Below are 18,419 nucleotides of genomic sequence, written 5' to 3' on the forward strand. Positions count from 1 at the left end.
TTAAAGTTCTCTACTTACAATGTAATCAGCTATAGATATTAGTATATCAGGATTTTTTAAGTATTTAACTTCTTGTTTTGCCTTTTCAACATAATCTTTGGCTATTTTTATCGATTCATCAAGTCCGTAAACAGAAGGATAGGTTATTTTATTCTTTTCTTTGTCTTTATGAAGTTTTTTTCCTACTTTTTCTTCATCACCTATTTCGTCAAGTATGTCATCCCATATCTGAAAAGCAATTCCTACGTAAAGCCCATAATTTTTGAGATTTTCCACTTCTTTCTGTGAAGCTCCAGCCAAAATGCCACCTACCTGACAGCATCCAGATATAAACTTTGCTGTTTTATGAGTGTGGATAAAGTCTATATCTTTAAAATTTTCTAAAATATCTCCTGCTTGACCACCTACCATTCCGTAAACACCAACACTGTTAGATATTACGTTTATAGCTTTTAATAATTTATCAGGACTAATCTTTCTATTACTACTTATCAACTCAAAAGCATAAGTAAGAAGCCCATCACCAGCTAAAATTGCTATAGCTTCTCCAAAAACTTTATGGCAGGTAGGTTTTCCTCTTCTTAGGTCATCATCGTCCATAGCAGGTAGGTCATCGTGAATAAGAGAATAAGTATGAATAAACTCAACACTTAGAGCCACATCTATAAAATCTTCAATATAAACATCAGGATTTACAGATTTTGCCGACTCTATAATCAAAATAGGCCTAATCCTTTTACCACCAACTGTTAGAGAATACTCCATAGCATCAAAAAGCTCTTTGGGTATTCCTTTTGGAATAAAGTTTGTTAAATGCTTGTTTATAAGCTCAGCTTGTTTTTTTAAGTAGAGTTTAATATCAACCATGGAAATATTATATAATATTCTTCAAAAATTTAAAGGAGTAAAGCTTGTTTACCAAAATCGCAGGCTCAAAGTGGAAAAATATTGTTTTATACATAACAGCATTTGCGTTTGTCGCTACTTCTGTAGTTGCAGTTATAATATACAAACTAAGCGGAGAGATAAATGGAGCTGCAGAGGTAAACGGTAGAGAGATACCTATTTACGAGTTTAATTATACCTATGAAATGATTGGAAGAAACCTACAAAATCAAAATATAGATATCACTCCTTTTAAAAAAGAGATAGCAAAACAAGCTATAGAAACCCTTATAGAAAACGAGCTGATTTATCAAGAAGCTGAAAAAGAAGGTATAGTGGCAACTAAAGAGCAAGTTAAGGAGGAGCTTCTTAACATCCCAGCTTTTCAAGTAAATGGAAAGTTTGATAAAAACACTTACATCCAAATTATAAACTCTCTGGGTCTAACACCAGAAGGTTTTGAAGCGATACTTCAAAAACAAATTACAGTAAATAACTTAAGGTCTATACTACTATCAACGTTATACGTATCTAATGAAGAAGTAGAAACATTTACAAAAAAACAACTTACAAAAATATCAGGGGAAGTAACATTAATAAAACCAAAGGAACCTGTAATTACAGACCAGATGATAAAAGATTACTATGAAAAGCATAAAAGTGATTACACATTAAAAGAAGGGAAAAAAGTAGAAGTTTATAAAATAGATATAAACAAGGCAGGACAGGAAAAGGCAGAAAGTATAGCAAAAGATTTATTTATGAAAGCCAAAAATGGAAATTTATCAAACATTCCTACAGAAGTAGAAAAAGTCTTTGATGGTGAAGTATACGAAGATAAAAAACCAGAAAACATACCTCAAGACGTTTTAGACCTTTCAAAAGATAAAAAAGTCTCTTTCTCTAAAACAAACGATGCATACTACATCGGTATATATAAAGGAGACGTTTCACAATCTAAACCATTTGAAGAGATAAAATCAGAGATTACAGAAAAGTTAAAAAGACAAGAATATCAAAAAGCAGTAGAACAACTACATAAAACAACAGACATCACAGCTTTACTTTCAAACAATCCAGCAGAAAAAAATCAAATTTCTGATACAACCATACAAGAGTTTGTTGTAAAATATGGAATAAAACCAGACAGTTTAAATAACATCACCAGACTAAAAGTAGGAGAAAGCTCTAAACCTATAAACACAGAAAATGGCATTTTAATATTTAAACTCTCTCAAATTACAGAGCCAGATAAAGATAAAATGGAAGAGATGAAAAAAACTATAGAGCCTATGATTAAGGCACAAAAATTCAACGATATATACAAAATGTATTTAGACAATCTTAAAAAGAAAGCAAAAATTAAGATAAATAAGAGGTTGTTAGAAGGTGAATAAAAGCCCGTACGCTTTAGACTTTTTACGGCATCAGATAGAAGTAATAAAAAGCAATATCAAAAAACCAAAATATAGAGAACTTTTAAATCAAATATTTGAAAATAAAGATATGGTAGAACTTTTCGAAAAAGCAAAAGATAAAAAAACAAGAAATTACCAACACGGTATATTAGAAAGGACAGCATCTGTTGGGTCTTTAGCTTTATGTATGTACGATAACTACCCAACGATAGATATAGACCTTTTACTTATAGGAATAATACTATCAGGATTTAGAGACAGTTTAGGAAGACCTTTTTTTTATAAATATGTAAAAGAATATCCAGAAATAGCAGAATTACTATACAAAAAAAATAGAAAAAAACCAAAATTAGAGCATTTTTTATTTGATGAACTTTTTAAAATTGACGAAAAAGTTATTAACTTTATGAAAAAAAAGGAGGATGTGGATGGAAACTTTATTTGACAACGGTACACATAAAAACTTTTTATTAGAAGACTTTGGACACGGTGAGATGGTTCAGGCTAACGTCCATCTTATAGTTGATAGTGGAAAAGGTATGATACTTGACCCAGGAGGACATAAAGTATTTAAACATCTTCTTCAAGAGATAGGAGTTATAATAGGTGTTGATAACCTTCAATGGATATTTTTTTCACATCAAGACCCAGATATAGTTGCAGCTGCAAACGGATGGCTTATGACAACAAAGGCTAACGCTCTTGCATCTAAACTTTGGCTTAGATTTATACCTCATTTTGGAGTAGACAGGTTAGTTGCAGATAGAATAATAGGACTTGACGATGAAGGGGCAATAATAAAACTTGGTAATACTGACATTTACATACTTCCTGCTCATTGGCTTCACTCACCTGGAAATTTTCAGGTTTACGACCCAGTCTCAAAAATACTATACTCTGGAGACTTGGGAGCTTCTTTAGGGCAGGATTATATGTATGTTCAAAACTTTGAAGAACATATAAAATATATGGAAGGTTTCCACAGAAGGTACATAAACAGCGGAAGGGCATTGAAAAACTGGGCTAAAATGGTTAGACAGTTAGACATAGAGACAATAGCTCCTCAACACGGAGCAATTTTTAAAGGTAAAGATATGGTTAACAAATTTATAAACTGGGTTGAAAACTTAGAGACTGGTATTGATATAATGGACGAAGTTTACAAAATACCTACAAAAAGGCTAACGGTATAGTTGATAGAGCATTATTCTGTATTACATAGGGAAGTATTAGAATTTACGAAGGATTTAAAAGGAGGTTATTTTATAGATGCAACGGTTGGAGGAGGTGGACACTCCTACCTTATCTTGCAGCAAAATCCAAATCTGAAGCTGATAGGTATAGATAAAGATGAGTATGCTCTAAAAGTTGCAAAAGAAAAGCTCAAAGATTTTGAAGGAAGATTTACTTTAATAAAGTCTTCTTTTAAAGATATAGATAAAGTTGTAAATGATTTAAATGTAAATCCTATTGTAGGTGTTTTGTTTGACTTTGGAGTATCTCACTTTCAGCTTAAACTTCCAAGAGGTTTTTCATTTCAAAGAGAAGAACCATTAGATATGAGGATGGATACATCTTCTGAGTTAACAGCGTACTATGTTGTTAATTACTACTCAGAATCTCAGCTTTTTAACATAATATCCAAATACGGTGAAGAAAAGTTTGCAAAAAGAATAGCTAAAAATATAGTAGAGTATAGAAAAAAAAAGAAAATAGAGACGACAAAAGAGCTTGCAGACATTGTATACAAATCCTACCCTCCTAATTTAAGACATTCAAGAATACACCCTGCAACAAAAACATTCCAAGCTATAAGAATAGAGGTAAACAATGAATTAGTAGAGATAGAGGAAGCTTTAGAAAAGGCTATTCACATAATATCAAAAGGAGGAATCATAATTGCAATCTCCTTCCACTCTTTAGAAGACAGAATAGTAAAAAATACATTTAAAAAATACAAAGAGTTAAAGTTTTTGGAAATTTTGACGAAAAAACCAATAACACCAAAAGAAGACGAGATTAAAGAAAATCCGGCTTCAAGAAGTGCAAAAATGAGAGTGGCAAGGAGGATATAATGATAAGAGAGTTAATTTTAAATAAAAATGAAGTTTTAAATGATGTAAAATTAGGACTTTCAAGACATAAACTTAGCCTTATAGTTATAATGATTACTCTTTTGGCATTAGTATTATACAGCCAGCTAAATTATAAAATAGATAGGGAAATAGTCAAACTAAATGCTGAAAAAAATTATCTTATCGCAGAAAACTTTAAACTAAAAAATCAGATAACAGTCCTTTCTTCCCCTGAAAGAATAAGTAAAATTGCAAAAGAAGAAGGTGGAATGAAAAAGGTAGATTATAATCAGGTTAAGTTTATAGATGTAAATGAGTGAAAAAAAAACTTACTTTATTCTCGCGGTACTTTCTTTTTCATTTTTAATTGTATTAGGTAAGATTTTACAGATACAGGTTTTTGAGAGAGAAGAGTTTCAAAAAAGAATAGAAAGACAGTACTATCAAGAAGAAGAGATAATTTTACCAAGAGGTACTATATTTGATAGAAATGGAAAATTTATTGCTATAAGTATTCCTACATTGTCTGTTTACGTTATTCCAAAATACATTAAAGACAAAGAAAATACAGCAAAACAGCTCTCATTACTTTTAAAAATACCATATGAAGAATTAAGAAAAACTCTTTATGAAAGAAAAAACTACACTATAATCGCAACTAACGTAGATAAGTCTTTAAGACCACAACTGGAAAAAGTTAGGTTTGACCTAAAAGAATGGAACATTGGAATTTTAGATAACAGTATGAGATTTTATCCTTTTGGATTTACAGCAGGAAACGTTATAGGTTTTGTTAGTAAAAAGACTGGACTTGGACTTGAAGGAATGGAATATCAACTTAACGATTACTTAGGTGGAGGAAAAGCTAAACTTAGATTTTTAAAAGATGCAAGAGGAAATCTTATAGCAATTGAAAAAGCTGATATCCAGAAAAAAACCTACAACGCAGTATTAACTATAGATATGAACGTTCAACACATAGCGGAAGAGTCTTTAATGGAGCTAGTTCAAGAAAGGAATCCTTTAGAAGCTGCTGTTTTAATAATGAATCCCTACACTGGTGAAATACTGGCAGCTGCGTCTTACCCTAACTACGACCCTAATAACTATCAAGCTTATAAATACAGGAAAAACATCGTCTTTCAACACGCTTATGAAGTTGGTTCTGTTGCAAAACCAATATTTTTAGCAGAAGCTATAGATGAAAAAAAGGTTAATCTAAATGAGATAATAGACTGTCAAAATGGTGCAATATATGTAGATGGGGTAAGGATTAGAGACCATAAAAAATTTGGATTTTTTACTCCTGTTCAGATAATTCAGCACTCTTCTAACGTAGGAGCAATAAAGATTGCATTAAGGTTAGACTCAAAAGCTGTCTATAAAAGACTAAGGGATTTAGGGTTTGGTCAGAAAACAGGAATATTCTCGGGAGAGGCAAGCGGTTCTTTAAAAGAAGACTACAGACCAGTTAATATAGCTTACGCATCTATAGGTCAAAACTGGACTACAACTGTCTTACAGGTTGGGGTTGCCTACTCAGCTTTTGCAAATGGTGGATATTTAGTAAAACCTATGCTTCTAAAAGGTTTAACTGAAGATTCTGGCAATTACGTAAAAGTCTTTCAACCACAGGTTGTAAAAAAAGTTTTAAGTGATGAAAGTATTGAAAAATTAAAACCAATACTAAAACTTGTAGTAGAGGATGGAACAGCAAAATCTGGAAAATCAGATTTCTTCACAATTGCAGGGAAAACTGGTACAGCTCAAAAGTACGACCCTGCAATAAAAGCTTTATCTAACACAAAGTGGTACACCTGGTTTGCAGGGTTTTTCCCTGTAGAAAAACCAATGTTTACTGTTGTGGTATTTGCAAACGAACCAAAACCTAAGTTTGCCGGAGAGCACATAGGTGGAGGTGGAGTTTCTGCAACAGTTTTAAAAAATTTAGTTGACAGAATTATGTTTTACTACAAACAAAAACCTGATAAGGTCAAGAATTCAAATACTGCTTTATCTTCTGAGCAACAGAGGTAGGGATACCTAATTTTTTCAACTCTTCATCAGGAGCTTTTAAGATGTTATCAAGGGTTTTATAAGTTCTGTAAAGCATTTCTTTTCTTTTTTCTCCTATTCCTTCTATGTTGTCTAAAACGCTTTTTAGTCCTTCTTTCTCTCTTAATTTCCTGTTGTAGCTGATGGAAAACCTGTGAGCTTCGTCCCGAAGTTGAGTAAAAAGTTTTAAAAGCGGTAAATTGTCAAAAAGCTTTATCTCCCTTCCGTCATCAGTGTAAAGTATCTCTTCCTTTTTTGCTATAGAAAACACTCTTATATTTAAGCCTAACTTTTCTCTTACTTCTATTCCTTGAGAGAGCTGACCTTTTCCACCGTCTATTAAAACTAACTGGGGAGGATTTTCCATCTCTAAATATCTTTTAAATCTTCTTGTAAGGACTTCTCGTAATGAAGCATAATCATCAACTTTGTCAACTGTTTTCACTCTAAACCTTCTATATTCTCTCTTATTCATATAACCTTCTTCCCATACTACACAAGACCCAACAGTAAACTCTCCTTGTAAGTGGGATATATCAAAGCATTCTATCCTTTTTGGAAGTGGAAAGTTAAATGTTTCTTTAAAAGCAGTTTTTAGAGTCTCTAAGTCTGCTACGTTTATATTTCTATCTATAAAGTTTTTAATCTGTTGTGGAATTGTGTAATCTATTTGGACTTTTTTATTTTTACTTTGATAAAGCCACTGTTTAAAGTTTTCAATTTCTTTAATCTCTTTGTTTAGAATTATCTTCTCTGGAATGTAGTTGTTTTCATAGTAAGAAGTTAAAACAAAAACTTCACTACCTTCTTCAAAATCTTGATTGGATATCTTCAGTTCTTCTTTACCTATTATAGTATGACCTCTTACAACTATAAGAAAAACTCTTCTATCAATAAAGTAAAAAACGTCAGCTTCTTGAATAGGTATGCCTAATACTTCTTGTTTTTTAACAACAGCTTCTATGGCTTTTATCTGGTCTCTTACTATACCAGCTTTTTCAAACATAAGTTTTTGAGTGTAAATGTTTATTTTATCGTAAAGGTCGTAAAGCACATCTTTAACGTTTCCTGATAAAAATGTTTTTGCTACCTTTGCATCTTCGTTATATTCTTTTTTTGATATTTTATTTGCACAAGGTCCTGAGCATAAACCTAAATGATAGTCAAAACACACCATGTTTCTAACGGGCATGGGGTCACAGGTTCTGAGTTTGAAAAGTTTATGGATAAGGTCTTTCATGTATCTTGCTGTTTTTGCAGGTAAAAAAGGTCCAAAGTAGCTTCCTTTAATCTCTCCATATTTTCTACTTATTTTAACTGTTGGGTATTGTTCATCAGTAATAACTATCATAGGATAGCTACTTCCTGATTTTAGCCTTACGTTATACTTTGGTTTGTACTGTTTTATAAGTTCATTTTCAAGGACGAAAGCTTCATAGTCAGATTTTGTTATTATCCACTCTATCTGACTGCTTTCTGCAAATATCTTTCTCTCTTTTGGGTCTGTTTTTATCTGTTGATAATGGTTTTTTAAACGGTTTTTTATATTAACAGCTTTACCTATATAAATATACTGTTTCTTTTTATTTTTAAAAAGATAGACCCCTGACTCTTGGGGAGCGTTTTCTATAAAATCTAAAGCCCACTCATAACTCATGATAGAATAAATTATAGCATGGAAAAGAGATTTTCAATTTATTTTACTTTATGGTTTTTTGCTTTTATTTTGATAGTTTCTAACATCTGGGGTATTTCAATATTCAGCCTTGACGAAGCAAAAAATGCCTCTTGTGCAAGGGAGATGTTAGAAAGAGGGGATTTAATAGTTCCAACCTTTAACTACGAGCTTCGGACGGACAAACCTCCCCTGCATTACTACTTTATGATGATAGCCTATAAAATCTTTGGAATAAATGAATTTTCTGCAAGATTTTTTTCTTCGTTGTTTGGAAGTTTTACCGTTTTAATCACTTTCTTTTTTGCTAAAAGAGTTTTTGATGAGAAAGTAGCATTTTTAGGTTATCTAATTCTTCTATCTTCTCTACACTTTGTGTTTCAGTTTCACATGGCTGTCCCAGATCCTTTTTTAATTTTCTTTTTAACTGCAGCTATTTTTAGTTTTTATACTTTTTACAACGAAGGTAAAAATTTGTTTTTATGGCTTTTTTATATTTGTATAGGTTTTGGAATACTTTCAAAAGGTTTAGTTGCTCTTGTTCTACCTTCTTTTACAATTTTAGTTTTCTTGGTTCTAAGAAAAGATTTAGTATTTTTAAAAAGTATGAATGTTTTAAAAGGATTATTTATCATAACTTTAATATCTCTTCCGTGGTACATAGCTGTAGGTTTAAAGACAGACTGGGTTTGGGTTAAGGAATTTTTACTAAAACATAACATATCAAGATTTTCTGACTCTATGGAAGGACATGGAGGTATATTCTTAATAACTTTTCTGTTTGTTTTTGTTGGAATGCTTCCTTTTAGTGTATTTTTACCACAAACTGTAAAAGAAATTATAAAAAATAGAACAAACTCTACGGTTTTATTTCTGTCTTTATTTGTATTCATATACACGCTATTTTTCAGTATATCTAAAACGAAGCTCCCTAACTACACAGTTGTTGTCTATCCTTCGTTGGCAGTTTTGATAGGTTTTACTTTAGTTAAGCTAAGAAATTACAGATATTTTTACAGTTTAATTTTTTATTTTATCTTGACGTTGATTCTTCCTATTGCTCTTTACTTTTCCTTAAAAAATGATAGTAATCTTTACTTAGTAGCTCGATACTCATTTTTCTTCTTTATTTTAACAATTGGAGCTGTATTATCATTAATCTTTTATAAAGACGTCAAAAAGGTTATCATCTCTCTATCATTGTCCTCTATTTTGATGACTTTGGTTTTCTTCTTTGTTTTAATGCCAAGAGTAGATAAAGAATCTTCTGTAAAAATAATACTACCATACATAGACAAAAACCTGCCAATCGGCTACTACAAAAGATACAATCCTGCCTTTTCTTTTTATCTTAAAAAGAAAATAGTTAAGTTAGAGAGTCCAAAAGATGTAGAAGAGTTTATAAAGCAAGGTAAAGTTAACATACTTACAAGGGAAGAGTTTTTAGAAGAGCTAAAAGATATAAAAAATTTAAAAGTTATAGTTAAAAAGAAAGACCTTTTTGAAAATCCTACTTCTGTATTGCTAAAAAACTTTTAAGCTAACTTGGTTGTTATAATAATTTAAAAAAATTTAAAAGGAGAGTATATTGAAAGTAAGAATTGGTACAAGGAAAAGCCAACTTGCACTTTGGCAGGCAAACTACATAGCAAACTTGATTAATCAAATTCAAGGCGTAGAAGTAGAGCTTGTAAAAATTACAACCTCTGGAGATAAGATATTAGACGTTCCACTTGCAAAAATAGGAGGAAAAGGTCTATTTGTAAAAGAGATAGAAGATGCATTGTTAAAAGGAGAGATAGATATAGCAGTCCACTCTCTAAAAGATGTTCCTACACAGCTTCCAGATGGACTTGATATAGTTGCAATTACAGAAAGGGAAGACCCAAGGGATGCCTTTTTATCTGTTAAATATAAATCTTTACAAGACCTGCCTACAGGTGCAGTGGTAGGTACAAGCAGTTTAAGAAGAAAATCTCAAATTATGAAAATGAGAAATGATTTGACAATAAAAGATTTAAGAGGAAACGTTGACACAAGAATAAGAAAACTTGAAGAAGGTAGGTATGATGCCATAATCCTTGCTTACGCTGGATTAAAAAGGTTAGGACTTGACAGTAAAGTTTCCTACATCTTTTCCCCTCAAGAGATGGTTCCTGCAGTCTGTCAAGGATTTTTAGGTATTGAGGCAAGAGTTGACGACGAAAGGATAAAGAAAATATTAGAGCCAATAAACAATCAAGAAAGCTTTGTAAGAGCAACTGCAGAAAGAAGTTTCTTAAAAACATTAGAAGGAGGATGTCAAGTTCCACTTGGAGCTTACTGTGAGATTAAAGAAGGCTACATCTACATAACAGGCTTTATTGCAGATTTAGAAGGAAAAACTTTTGTAAAAGAAAGCTTATCTGAAAAGATAATAGATACAAATCAAGCAAAAGATTTAGGTCAAAAACTTGCAAACATACTACTTGAAAAAGGTGGTAAAGAAATATTAACTAAAATTTATAACTTGTGATAGAATAAATATTTAAGAAAAAAATTACGGATGTCGAAAAGTGGAAATTTATAAAATTCTAAAGTCAGAGAGGGAAAAAAGAAAACTAAGTATAGACCAGTTATCAGAAGAAGTTGAGATTCCAGTATATATATTAGAAAAGTTAGAAAATGATGAAAACTACGCAACAAAAGACCCTTACGGAAAATTATACGCAAAAAAGGTACTAAAATTCTTTAATATAGACATTCCTCAAGAAGAAAAACAGATAGTTTTAGAAGAGAGTCCTAAAATAAACTTAAAAATATTAAACCCAATAGTTAAAATTTTGCCTCATACTTTTACATTAATAATATTAACCCTCTTTATCTATGCAAACGCAAACTTCTTTTCAAAAAGTGCAGATATTACAGTAAATCAAAAGTCAGAAAAGCTCGAAAGTTCATCTAATCCTGTCGACCAAGACCAAAAAATTATAGACAGTATTACCCTTGTATCAGAAGGAGACGTGTGGATTACTATCTCTGTTGACGGAGAAAAAAGTATAATCAATCTAAAAGAAGGAGAAAGTAAAACAATTCACTTTAACAACAAAATAGTATTTGAAACTATAGGAAGTGCAGATAAGTTAAAGATAATATACGATGGAAAAGAAGTTAAAATATCAGGAAGAGAGATTGTTCACAATGTTTTTGTTGACTCAGAAGGTATTTTTTACAATGGATATAATGTTTTAAGAGGTGTTCCTAAGATTTGATTCCACCTAAAGAAGCTATAGAAAAGGCGATATCAGAAGTATCAGACAAAGTAAAAGAGAGAATCCAGCAGTTTAAAAACCTAAAACATAAATGTATTACAACTTTTGATTTTAAACCTTTTTTAGATGTACAACCCTACCAAGCTGATGTATTCTCAGAGGCTTGCTTTTGTATACTAACAGCAAACTTTAAAGCATCTGCAGGAATAAAAATTCAAGCACAAGTAGGAATAGAGGGATTTAAAAACTATCCAATTGAGAAACTTTATCAGATAATACAGTCTAACGGACATAGGTTTGCAATGCAAAGATCAGAAAGAATAGTAGCGTTAAGAGATTTAAAAGAATTTTTAGAAGATATTGTAAAAGAAAACAGTGGAAAAAAGGCAAGGGAAAAGCTTGTAGAAAAAGTCAATGGCTATGGCTACAAAGAAGCTTCCCACTTTTTAAGGAATGTAGGCTTTGACGATGTAGCTATCATAGACAGGCACATATCAAGATTTTTATTTGAGTCTGGATTAGTCCAGCCAAGAAAAACCATAACAAAAAAAGTATATTTAGAATGTGAAGAAGCTCTTGAAAAAATCTGTCAAGATTTAAATTTAACTCAGTCAGAATTAGACTTATACATTTTCTACATTAAAACAGGTAAAGTGTTAAAATGATAGATTTACTTGAAAAACTGGCAAAAGAAAACTCAATAGAGTTATCTAAACAGCAACTTGAAAAATTTGAGATTTATTTAAACATGCTTTTAAAGTGGAATAAAGCTTACAACCTAACTTCAATACGAAAAAAAGAAGATATAGTTATCAAACACTTTTTAGACAGTCTTACCTTAGTCAAACTTTTTGAGGCAAAAGGTATAGATGTATCAGGAAAAAAAGTGGCAGATTTTGGAAGTGGAGCTGGATTTCCTGGAGTACCACTTAAAATATACTATCAAGATTTAATAGACCTTTACCTGATAGAATCTATCACTAAAAAATGTATATTCTTAGAAATGTTATCAAAAGAATTAAAGTTAAAATACACTGTTTTGTGTAAAAGAGCTGAAGAAATCCAAGAAAAATTTGACATAGTTGTAAGTAGAGCAACAGGTGGAACATTTGAAGTTTTAAAAATTGGTAAAAATTTGCTTGTCGATGGTGGGATTATTGTTATAATGAAAGGTAAAGAGGTAGAAGAAGAGCTAAAACCTTTCACAACCTCTATGTTTTTCAAAGGACTTCCAGAAAGAAAATTTATCGTAATTCAAAAAGATGGAAAGGCTCAATAAATACATAGCAAAGTCTGGAATATGTTCAAGAAGAAAGGCAGACCAGCTTATCCTTGAAGGAAAAGTAAAGGTAAACGGCAAAGTCGTAAAAGATTTAGGCATTAAAATAGACCCTGAAAAAGATGTTGTAGAAGTTGAAGGAAAAGTAATAAAACCTGCCGAAAAAAAAGTATACTTGGCAATTTACAAACCAGTTGGGTATCTGTCAGCTGTAGGTAAAGATAAATTTGGAAGAAAAACATTAACAGACCTTTTAAATGAGCTTAAAATACCTTACAAACTATTTCCTGTTGGAAGACTTGATTACAACAGTGAAGGATTACTTATCCTTACAAACGATGGAGAATTTGCAAACAAAGTAGCCCACCCTAAAAATGAGATTAAAAAAGTCTATAAAGTAAAAGTAGAAGGAGAAGTTTCTTTAGAGACTTTAAAAAAGATGGAAGAAGGAACTGTTTTAGAAGATGGATTTTTCAAACCTGATAAAATAAAAGTGATAAAAAAAGAAAAAGATGGAACTTGGCTTTTAGTAGAGATACATAGTGGAAAAAAGAGAATAATAAGAAGGTTTATGGATAGTTTTGGTCATAGAGTAAAAAGGTTAATTAGAGTTAAAATAGGAAATATAGACATTGAAAATCTCAAACCTTTTGAGTATAGATACCTGTCTGAAAAGGAGATAAGGAGCATAGATGAAAAAGGAGATAGTGTTAAGCAACGGTAAATTTTTCATAAATATAGACAAAGATTTAGCTATAAGAGATTTTTACTTTCCTTATGTTGGAATGTACAACCATTTAAACTCTCAGGCAAACAGTATAGGTGTGTGGGTAAATGGAAAGTTTAAATGGATTGACAAATCTTGGCAAAAAAAGTTTGATTATAACGAGAATTCATTAGTTGCTAAACTGCAAGCAGTATCAGAAGAATTACAAGTTAGGTTAGACTTTACGACTGCTATTCATAAATACAGTGATATTCTGATTCACCAAGTAAAAATTACTAATTTATCTACAGAAAAACAAGATTTTAAAGTTTTCTTTTATCACTGTTTTAGGTTAAACGAATCAGAAATTGGTAATACCGCTTACTATGACCCAAGGTTAAAAGGATTAATCCATTATAAAGGAGCTACATACATATACATCTCTTCAGAAGGTTTAGATTACGAATATACAGTATCAAAAAAGAACCACGAAATAGGTGCATGGAAAGAAATAGAATCTGGAAATCTGTCAAAAACAAAAATAATGCAGGGAGAGATAGACAGTGCTTGGGGAGTAAAAGGACAGATTCAGCCTTTAGAGTCTAAAGAATTTTTCTACTACATTTTAGTAGGGAAAAAATACGAAGATATAGTAAACATAAAAAAGAAAGTAGAGAGGGAAGGATTAAAACATCTTCTTGAAGAAACTGATGAATACTGGAAAGGATGGATAAAAACAAAAGATAGGCTTCTTCCATCTCTATCTAAAGATTTAAAAAATCAGTACTACAGAAGCCTTTTAATAATAAGGGCACATTTTGATAACGAAGGAGCTGTTGTTGCAGCAAACGATACCTCAATATACAAATTTAATAAAGACCATTACAGTTATCTCTGGCCTAGAGATGGAGCTTTTATATGTATGACTTTGGACAATGCAGGTTATACAAGTCTAACTCAAAAGTTTTATAAGTTTTGTAAAAAGCATATAACAGAAGAAGGTTTTCTACTTCATAAATACTCACCTGATGGAACAGCAGGGTCTTCTTGGCATCCGTGGTGTGATGAAGATGAAAACTATCAGCTTCCTATTCAAGAAGATGAAACAGCTTTAGTTGTATTGGCTTTATATAACCATTATCTAAACAGCAAAGATATTGAGTTTATTGATATGATGTACAACGGCTTTGTCAGAAAAGCTGCAAACTTTATGGCAAATTACACAGACCCAGATACTAATCTACCACTTGAAAGTTATGATTTATGGGAAGAAAGAAGAGGAATTTTTACCTATACAGCTTCTACAGTTTACGCTGGTTTAGTAGCTGCATCTAAAATAGCGTCTTTAGTTGGAAATAAAGAGGAGAGTCTAATATACAAAGAAGAAGCAGAAAAAATAAGAGAAGGTATTTTAAAGTATCTTTATGACGAAGAAACAGGTAGATTTTTAAGAGGTATATACAGAGATAAAAACGGCAATCTTATAAAGGATAAAACGTTAGAAAGTAGTCTACTTTTAGTACACGAGTTTGGAATTGTTGAGCCAGAAGATTATAGAATGATAAACACTGTAAAAGCTATAGAAGAAGGACTTTGGATAAAAGATGGGATAGGAGGACTTGCAAGGTACGAAAATGATTACTACCATAGAGTTAGCGACAACGTCCCTGGAAACCCTTGGATAATTACAACCCTGTGGCTTGCAAACTGGTACACGGAAGTTGGTCTATTTGATAAAACATTTTCACTTTTAAACTGGGTTTTAAAGAGAAAAACTCAGGCTGGGCTTTTAGCAGAACAGTATAATCCTTTTACAGAAGAGCCTTTATCGGTATGCCCACTGACTTGGTCTCACTCTTCTTTCTGCTACAGTGTTCAAAAATTAAATAAAAAACTCATGCTTCAGAAAACACCTGAGTATGTAGAGTAGAAAATCTCTTTCCTATCTCACCTATAAGATGAGATCCGTAAACTACTACTAATAGCTCTCCTTTTTCGATTTTTTCTTTATTGTTCTTTATAAAGTAGCAGATGTCTTGTAAAGTATATCCCTGATTTCCTTCACTGTCTGTATCACTGTAAAACACAGCAATATCTACAAATGTATTTCTATTTCCTACATAAAGGTTTTGAGATTTCATAGATGGGTTAAACTCAGTTTTAAGCTGTAATTCAAGCTTATCTCCTACCTTTACTTCCTCTTTTATTAAGAATACAGGTTTTGTTATATACCTTGGTTCTTTTAAAACAGGTTCGTTTAAATCTGTTGTAAGGTAAATTTCTGCGTTGTTCTTATTTAAAATCAAACTATTTTCTTTAACATCTAAAACAGAAGCTCTTAAAATTCCATTTATACTTGTAGAGTATGGTAAAACTCTATGTGGGATATAATCGTTATTTAGTTTTACAGAGGAAGATAACAATCTCCATCCTATAAAATTAAACTCTTCTTCAAAACAGTTTAAACCTAAACTTTCTGCAAAAAGTCTTATCTGTTTTACAAATAAAAGCTCCTCTCTGCTTCCTGCAAGCCTTCCTTTACCAAAAGACACAAGCTCAGGATAAAAATCTAAATCTTTCCTTTGGCTAAACAAACCGTAGATACATCCACAGTAATTTTGATGATACAGCTGAGCCTCTTTAGAAAGTTTGTTCATTATTTGGGTTCCGCCATTTTTCCTAAAATCAACAGCTAAAAACTCTAAACCATACTTATTAGCAACCTTTTCTCCAACTTCTTTTAAAACATCAAAATCTTTTTTTGGGCTCATCATTAGGACAGTTGTAATTTTACTACAACCAAGGTCTTTTGCTATCTGTGCAGATTTTTCAAGTCTCAAATCGTGGCATATTGTACATCTTTCTCCTCTTTCTGGCTCATTTTCATAACCTTTTACAGCTTCCATCCATTTATCTAACTCATAATCACCTTTTATACATTCTATACCTAGTTGGTCGCAGACTCTTTTAGTTTCAATCCATCTAAGTTCAAACTCTTCCTGAGGATGAATGTTAGGGTCATAAAAGTAGCCTATAAGCTGGCTATTTGGATAATCTTCTTTTAGCTTTCTTAAAGCATAAACACTATCAACACCACAACATATATGTACAAGAATTTTTTCCATATTTATCACCTTTTAAAATTTTTATTAATTATATTTTAGGATAAATTACCCCAAATTTTTATGATAGAATTTTTTAAAAAATATGGAGGTCTTAGATGAAAAGGTTTATACTTTCTATCTTATCTTTTAGTATAGTTTCTATTGCTGGTGAACAAGCGACTTTACAAAAAAATACAGAAGTACATCACTGGAGTTATGAAGGAGAAAATGGACCAGAAAACTGGGCAAAATTAAATCCAGAATACTTTTGGTGTAGTTTAAAAAATCAATCCCCTGTGGATATTTCGGATAAATATAAAGTTCACGCAAAAATAGAAAAACTAAATATAAAATACGATAAGGCAGTTAATCCAGAAATAGTAAATAACGGTCATACCATTCAAGTAAATGTTTTAGAGGATTTTAAACTAAACATTAGAGGTAAAGAGTATCATTTAAAACAGTTTCACTTTCATACTCCAAGTGAACATACTGTAAATGGTAAGTATTATCCATTAGAAATGCATTTAGTTCATAAAGATAAAGATGGAAATATAGCAGTTATTGGGGTTTTCTTTAAAGAAGGAAAACCAAATCCAGAGTTAGATAAAGTGTTCAAAAATGCTTCAAAAGAGGAAGGTAGTAAAGTTTTTGATGGAAGTATAAATCTAAATGCCTTACTACCAGTTGTTAAAAATTACTATACATACTCAGGGTCTTTAACAACTCCTCCTTGTACAGAAGGAGTTTTATGGATTGTTTTAAAACAAACTATTACCGCCTCTAACCAACAGATAGATTTATTTAAATCTATTATGAAACATCATAATAATAGACCTACTCAACCTATAAACAGCAGGTATATTTTAGAGAATAATTAAGTATTTAAAGTATTTTTGTTAAAGTTCCCTCTATTCTTTACAAGATGCCTGCCGAGTCTTCTTGCCATTTCTTCGTCTTTTCCTGGTTCTCTTCCTGCTCTGGTTAGGTATCCACCTGCCATTAAACAGTTTGCCACTTCAAAAGCCATATCGTGATACTCTTTAAGGTTTGCTTCCCTTCCTCCACACAATCTTATTTCTGCATTTGGATTAAATAGCCTAAACAGGGCAACTATTTTCAAACACCTTAAAGGAGTTAGATTATGAGTATATCCAAGTGGTGTCCCTGGGATAGGCATTAAAAAGTTTAGAGGTATAGAATCAACGTTTAAATCTCTGTAAGTCATTGCCAAGTCTACAATATCCTCATCAGATTCTCCCATTCCAAATATTCCACCGCTACAGGTTGAAAGTCCAACCTTTTGCACTTTTTTTATTGTTTCGTACCTTTCTTTCCAAGTGTGAGTTGTTACAATATTTTTAAAGAATTTTTCCGACGTTTCAAGGTTGTGGTTTATTCTGTCAACACCAGCTTCTTTTAAAAGTTTTAAATCTTCCTCATCAACAGTACCTAAAGAACAACATACTTTAACAGGATAAGTTTTGTTTATCTCTTTAACAGCTTCTGCTATTTTTGCTACTTCTTCTTTTGTTGCCCTTCTACCACTTACCACTATACAGTATCTATTTGCATTTATCATAACTGCCTTTTCTGCACCTTCAAGCATCTGGTCTTTACTTACAAGAGAGTAAGCATTTATAGGAGTTTTAAAGTGAGAAGACTGGGCACAGAAAGAACAGTCTTCACTACAAGCTCCATTTTTTGCATTTATAAGACTACAAAACTCCATCTGATTCTTAAAAACAGCCTCTCTAACTTTAGCCGCTTCTTCAACCAAGTCCATCACATACTGGTCATCTATGGATAATATCTTTAAACCATCTTCCTTTGTTAACTTTTCACCATTTAAAACCCTTTCCGCAAGACCTTTTATAAAATTCAATTCCATCTTCTCCTCTTTGTGTTAACCATTTATTTTAAAATAGTTTACCACCTAAAAAGAAGATTTACAACATTAAAAAATTCCTG

18 protein-coding genes are annotated in these 18,419 nt (G+C 31.6%); 14 read left to right on the plus strand and 4 right to left on the minus strand.

Features of this window, described 5'->3' with window-relative positions; translation table 11 throughout:
• Complete coding sequence (locus Q385_RS0102325; protein ID WP_028950119.1) at positions 1–867, minus strand: polyprenyl synthetase family protein; 867 nt, start codon at positions 865–867, stop codon at positions 1–3.
• 44 nt (positions 868–911) lie between these two features.
• On the opposite strand from Q385_RS0102325, the gene Q385_RS0102330 reads away from it, so the two are divergent.
• The 6 genes from Q385_RS0102330 to Q385_RS0102355 are packed head-to-tail and all read left to right on the plus strand — an operon-like array spanning position 912 to position 6,415.
• Positions 912–2,282 carry a peptidylprolyl isomerase gene (locus tag Q385_RS0102330; RefSeq protein WP_028950120.1) on the plus strand — a complete coding sequence of 457 codons (1,371 nt, stop codon included), beginning with the start codon at positions 912–914 and terminating at the stop codon, positions 2,280–2,282.
• Complete coding sequence (locus Q385_RS0102335) at positions 2,275–2,748, plus strand: hypothetical protein (RefSeq protein WP_028950121.1); 474 nt, start codon at positions 2,275–2,277, stop codon at positions 2,746–2,748. The genes Q385_RS0102330 and Q385_RS0102335 overlap by 8 nt, the downstream gene beginning before the upstream one ends.
• Positions 2,732–3,496 carry an oxygen-binding di-iron domain-containing protein gene (locus Q385_RS0102340; protein WP_037919423.1) on the plus strand — a complete coding sequence of 255 codons (765 nt, stop codon included), beginning with the start codon at positions 2,732–2,734 and terminating at the stop codon, positions 3,494–3,496. The genes Q385_RS0102335 and Q385_RS0102340 overlap by 17 nt, the downstream gene beginning before the upstream one ends.
• Positions 3,497–4,378, plus strand: coding sequence for a 16S rRNA (cytosine(1402)-N(4))-methyltransferase RsmH (gene rsmH, locus Q385_RS0102345; RefSeq protein WP_028950123.1), 882 nt, complete (start codon positions 3,497–3,499; stop codon positions 4,376–4,378).
• Positions 4,378–4,698 carry a cell division protein FtsL gene (gene ftsL, locus Q385_RS0102350; protein WP_028950124.1) on the plus strand — a complete coding sequence of 107 codons (321 nt, stop codon included), beginning with the start codon at positions 4,378–4,380 and terminating at the stop codon, positions 4,696–4,698. Before rsmH ends, ftsL begins: the two co-directional genes overlap by 1 nt.
• On the plus strand, positions 4,691–6,415 hold the full coding sequence (locus Q385_RS0102355) for a peptidoglycan D,D-transpeptidase FtsI family protein (RefSeq protein WP_028950125.1): 1,725 nt from the start codon (positions 4,691–4,693) through the stop codon (positions 6,413–6,415). The genes ftsL and Q385_RS0102355 overlap by 8 nt, the downstream gene beginning before the upstream one ends.
• Here Q385_RS0102355 and uvrC read toward each other — a convergent pair.
• Positions 6,372–8,090 (minus strand): excinuclease ABC subunit UvrC, encoded by a 1,719-nt coding sequence (gene uvrC / locus Q385_RS0102360; protein ID WP_028950126.1) that lies wholly within the window; start codon positions 8,088–8,090, stop codon positions 6,372–6,374. The two genes, Q385_RS0102355 and uvrC, sit on opposite strands and share 44 nt — an antisense overlap.
• A gap of 18 nt (positions 8,091–8,108) precedes the next feature.
• Between uvrC and Q385_RS0102365 the strand changes: the two genes are divergently transcribed.
• Genes Q385_RS0102365 through Q385_RS0102395 form a run of 7 tightly spaced genes read left to right on the plus strand, consistent with a single transcriptional unit; the run spans position 8,109 to position 15,274 of the window.
• Complete coding sequence (locus Q385_RS0102365; RefSeq protein ID WP_028950127.1) at positions 8,109–9,647, plus strand: ArnT family glycosyltransferase; 1,539 nt, start codon at positions 8,109–8,111, stop codon at positions 9,645–9,647.
• A 49-nt stretch (positions 9,648–9,696) separates the two neighbouring features.
• On the plus strand, positions 9,697–10,623 hold the full coding sequence (gene hemC / locus Q385_RS0102370; protein ID WP_028950128.1) for a hydroxymethylbilane synthase: 927 nt from the start codon (positions 9,697–9,699) through the stop codon (positions 10,621–10,623).
• 40 nt (positions 10,624–10,663) lie between these two features.
• Entirely contained in the window at positions 10,664–11,359 is a 696-nt protein-coding gene (locus Q385_RS0102375) for a helix-turn-helix domain-containing protein (RefSeq protein WP_028950129.1), read from the plus strand.
• Positions 11,356–12,024, plus strand: a complete 669-nt coding sequence (locus Q385_RS0102380) for an N-glycosylase/DNA lyase (RefSeq protein WP_028950130.1) — start codon at positions 11,356–11,358, stop codon at positions 12,022–12,024. The genes Q385_RS0102375 and Q385_RS0102380 overlap by 4 nt, the downstream gene beginning before the upstream one ends.
• Entirely contained in the window at positions 12,021–12,638 is a 618-nt protein-coding gene (gene rsmG, locus Q385_RS0102385; protein WP_028950131.1) for a 16S rRNA (guanine(527)-N(7))-methyltransferase RsmG, read from the plus strand. The genes Q385_RS0102380 and rsmG overlap by 4 nt, the downstream gene beginning before the upstream one ends.
• The gene (locus Q385_RS0102390) at positions 12,622–13,362 is read left to right on the plus strand and encodes a pseudouridine synthase (RefSeq protein WP_028950132.1); all 741 of its coding nucleotides are present in this window, start codon (positions 12,622–12,624) and stop codon (positions 13,360–13,362) included. Before rsmG ends, Q385_RS0102390 begins: the two co-directional genes overlap by 17 nt.
• Positions 13,331–15,274 (plus strand): glycoside hydrolase family 15 protein, encoded by a 1,944-nt coding sequence (locus tag Q385_RS0102395; protein ID WP_028950133.1) that lies wholly within the window; start codon positions 13,331–13,333, stop codon positions 15,272–15,274. The genes Q385_RS0102390 and Q385_RS0102395 overlap by 32 nt, the downstream gene beginning before the upstream one ends.
• Here the strand turns inward: Q385_RS0102395 and Q385_RS0102400 are convergent.
• The gene (locus tag Q385_RS0102400; RefSeq protein ID WP_028950134.1) at positions 15,240–16,469 is read right to left on the minus strand and encodes an epoxyqueuosine reductase QueH; all 1,230 of its coding nucleotides are present in this window, start codon (positions 16,467–16,469) and stop codon (positions 15,240–15,242) included. The genes Q385_RS0102395 and Q385_RS0102400 overlap by 35 nt on opposite strands.
• A gap of 95 nt (positions 16,470–16,564) precedes the next feature.
• On the opposite strand from Q385_RS0102400, the gene Q385_RS0102405 reads away from it, so the two are divergent.
• Entirely contained in the window at positions 16,565–17,329 is a 765-nt protein-coding gene (locus tag Q385_RS0102405) for a carbonic anhydrase (RefSeq protein ID WP_028950135.1), read from the plus strand.
• Here the strand turns inward: Q385_RS0102405 and bioB are convergent.
• Positions 17,326–18,339 (minus strand): biotin synthase BioB, encoded by a 1,014-nt coding sequence (bioB, locus tag Q385_RS0102410; RefSeq protein WP_037919426.1) that lies wholly within the window; start codon positions 18,337–18,339, stop codon positions 17,326–17,328. The genes Q385_RS0102405 and bioB overlap by 4 nt on opposite strands.
• Positions 18,340–18,419: the final 80 nt, after the last annotated feature.

Origin of the sequence: Sulfurihydrogenibium subterraneum DSM 15120 (genome assembly GCF_000619805.1) — a bacterium.
Classification (GTDB): domain Bacteria; phylum Aquificota; class Aquificia; order Aquificales; family Hydrogenothermaceae; genus Sulfurihydrogenibium; species Sulfurihydrogenibium subterraneum.